Source organism: Bradyrhizobium sp. CCBAU 45394 (genome assembly GCF_028128655.1).
Lineage (GTDB): Bacteria > Pseudomonadota > Alphaproteobacteria > Rhizobiales > Xanthobacteraceae > Bradyrhizobium > Bradyrhizobium diazoefficiens.
In genome coordinates, this window is the sequence record NZ_LBIX01000004.1 from 1,426 (window position 1) to 4,320 (window position 2,895).

General features: G+C 61.5%; 4 protein-coding genes and 1 pseudogene. 2 read left to right on the forward strand and 3 right to left on the reverse strand.

Translation table 11 applies throughout. The features are described 5' to 3' along the window. Window positions 1-66: 66 nt before the first annotated feature. Complete coding sequence (locus WN73_RS00850) at window positions 67-1,182, forward strand: trypsin-like peptidase domain-containing protein (protein ID WP_271551595.1); 1,116 nt, start codon at window positions 67-69, stop codon at window positions 1,180-1,182. Between the two features lie 63 nt (window positions 1,183-1,245). Next, window positions 1,246-1,710: a hypothetical protein gene (locus WN73_RS00855; protein ID WP_011087992.1), complete on the forward strand. Its 465-nt coding sequence runs from the start codon at window positions 1,246-1,248 to the stop codon at window positions 1,708-1,710. A 224-nt stretch (window positions 1,711-1,934) separates the two neighbouring features. Here the strand turns inward: WN73_RS00855 and WN73_RS00860 are convergent, their stop codons facing one another. The 3 genes and pseudogenes from WN73_RS00860 to WN73_RS00865 all read right to left on the reverse strand — a co-directional run. Continuing rightward, window positions 1,935-2,351, reverse strand: coding sequence for a hypothetical protein (locus WN73_RS00860; protein WP_011087993.1), 417 nt, complete (start codon window positions 2,349-2,351; stop codon window positions 1,935-1,937). 15 nt (window positions 2,352-2,366) lie between these two features. Further along, window positions 2,367-2,561: pseudogene (locus WN73_RS44465) on the reverse strand (hypothetical protein). Between the two features lie 11 nt (window positions 2,562-2,572). Then, a partial coding sequence (locus tag WN73_RS00865; protein WP_271551023.1) for a nuclear transport factor 2 family protein occupies window positions 2,573-2,895 on the reverse strand: 323 nt, incomplete at its 5' end.

Consider the following 2,895-nt stretch of genomic DNA (forward strand, 5'->3'; position numbering starts at 1 on the left):
CCAACGTCCGGGCGTGCGATCGTCGGGACGTTGGAATTCCCCCTCTACAAAACTCGTTTACTCACCATGTCGAAGAACTCATCAGTAATAAAGGATCGACGGTTCGCCGCAGTCTTGCTCCTTTGCGCCTCTATCGCGTGGTCGCCCGTGCTCGCACAGGTTCCGGACATCAGGGGCGGCCAAATCCCGACCCTTGCGCCTGTGGTAAGGGAAACCACCCCTTCGGTCGTCAACATTTCGGTGCACGCCCGGGTCAAGGAGGACAATCCGCTCTACCGCGATCCCGTCTTTCGAGAGTTTTTTGATCTTCCCAAGCAGCTTGAAAAGGAAGTCCAGGCAACCGGCTCGGGCGTAATCGTCGACGCCGAACGCGGCTATGTACTCACCGCCAATCACGTCGTTGCGCAGATCTCTAAGGCCCAAGTCACGACCAAAGACGGACGAAAGTTCGACGCAAAATTGGTTGGGCGTGACCCTGCAACCGACGTTGCCGTTCTTCAACTGCAAGGACTAAGAGGTAACCTCAAGGCCATCCCGTTGGGTGACAGCGATCGGATCGAGGTCGGTGATTTCGTGATCGCGATCGGGAACCCCTTCGGCTTGGGTCAGACCGTAACTTCGGGAATTGTCAGCGCCCTCGGCCGAACCGGCCTTGGCAAGCAAGGGTATGAGGACTTCATCCAGACCGACGCATCCATTAATCCCGGAAATTCGGGCGGCGCCCTGATTAACCTGAGGGGACAACTTGTCGGGATCAATACGGCGATCATTTCTCCGGGCGGGGGTAACGTCGGAATCGGATTCGCTGTGCCGATCAACATGGCCCGCCGCGTCATCGAGCAGCTTTTTCAATACGGCGAAGTTCGTCGCGGCCAGATCGGCATATCCATCCGCGATCTTGGAGTCGATCTTGCGGCCAAGGAGAGCTATCAAGGGGCGCTGATCGCGGAGATTGCCAGTGGTTCGCCGGCGGAGCAAGCGGGGCTGCAAAAGGGCGACATCGTGAAGGCTGTCGATGGCACGCCGATCCGGAGCGCGTCCCAGCTTCGCAATTTGATTGGCCTTACCCCAGTCGGTAGCCGCGTCGAGCTTCGGTTCGAACGCAATGGCGCTGCTCGCAGCGCGAGCGTCGAGGTGGGTCCAGCAAAAGCTGTGCCCGTGAGACGCACGGCCGATCAATGATAACGAATGGCGCGGCGACGGGTTTTCAAAGCAGTACGGCATGAGTACTCGGGGGAGATGTAGGTGGTCAAGGATCGCAAGAGTGAAGAAGAACTGCGCCAGATGATGCTGGCGGCCGCTCGCAAGCACGAAGAGTGCGGCGAGTTGGAGGATCTTTTCATATTTGGTCCTACGCCGCGCCCCGATGCAAATTGGGGCTTTGGGATCGCCGGAAAGGACAACAAGGTATCCGTGGCCTGTTATGCGCGCCTCGACCAGATTGCCAGTGACCTGCAGGCTAAATACGAACTGCATCCGGTTAGGGCGAGCCGACGCGACATCGAAGCAAGGGTTTGGTCCCTGGTGCGTGACCATCCAACGCTCGGGGCGTCACTGTCGCGCACCGGAGGCGCTTACGAAGTCGCCACGTTCAGGGAACTGGAGGGTCGACCGAATTGGACAATGGAATGGCTCACTGATGATCGGCTGGCTAAAGCTGCCTTCGAACGGGTCGTCAGGTCCGTTCAAACGCAAATTGAGCTGGAATAAGCTGTTGCTCCTACGGTTTGAGGCGCTGGAGACCATTTGCCGGAAGCTCCCCGCGGCGTCGATCAAGAAACCCGCAAATACGTTGTCCAAGCGCTCCTGCGGGCCGCGAACGGCCATGCCAATCTGGGCGAGGCGGAGGCCGTCGCCCGGGAGGGCGTTGCGGGAAGCTGACGGCAAATCGGTGACGGACGACGCCTTCTTACGCTGGCCTGAGATGGGCTCCGTTACGAAGCCTTGGCCCTTGCCCGCGCTGCGACCAGATCGCGTCGACGCCGCTTCTGGTCCCGCTTGCGTCGGCCCGTCGCGACGGGGGATGCCGCCGGTGTCGCCGCAGGCGTCGAGGCATCGGTCGCCCGGATGGGAGGCTGCTCGGTAGCCGGCACGGCAACCGGCCGCGCCTCCATGATCTCGAGAACGGCGCGGCCTTTCTCGGTGATACGCCAGCCGCCGTCGAGCCTCTCGACGAGACCTTGCGAGAAGATGTCCAGCTCGGGCACGCGCGCAGCCAGCCGCTTGGTGCGTTCGGCCCAGTCACGTCCGCTGGTCGCCAGAATCGCCATGTCGCGCTTGAGGTCGGCCATGACGGCGAAGCCGTCCGGATAGCTCACCAGGATTTTCAGGACCGTGACCTGAAAATTCATCCCCGCCCCCTGCGCTCAGCGCCATATGGTTGGCGCCCAGGGCTTTGCGCCCGGCTCGCCTCAATCGTTCGTGGAGATTTCGCCCTTCGTTGCGGCTTCCAAAATCTTCGAAGCGAGGTGCGCGCGCATCCCGATCTCGCACCCCGAGATGCTCTTGCAGACTTCATCGAGGACCGCACGCAAGAGTGCTGTGGTAGGCGCGTCGAACATTAGGCGACCTCCTACTTCGGAGGCGGCGGCTTGGGCATCGCCGACAGCAAACGAATCTTGAGCTTGCCGCCCTCGGTCACGTAGGTCGCCGTCCAGATACCTCCCGTCTCGATGGGCGCGCCGTTCTGATTTTTGCCTGCGAGGCGGTACGCCCCTATGGCAAGCGCCATGTCCGACCCCAGCGGCCATGCCTGGTCGACCGTGATCTCCTCGTGGTCGAACCCAGCCTTGAACGCGCCTTGGTAGAATTCCGCGATGTCGGAACGCGGACCGGCCGGATTGACGTGGATCCCGCCCGCCGCGAACAGGGCGGCAATTCCCGCACCGTCCTGCT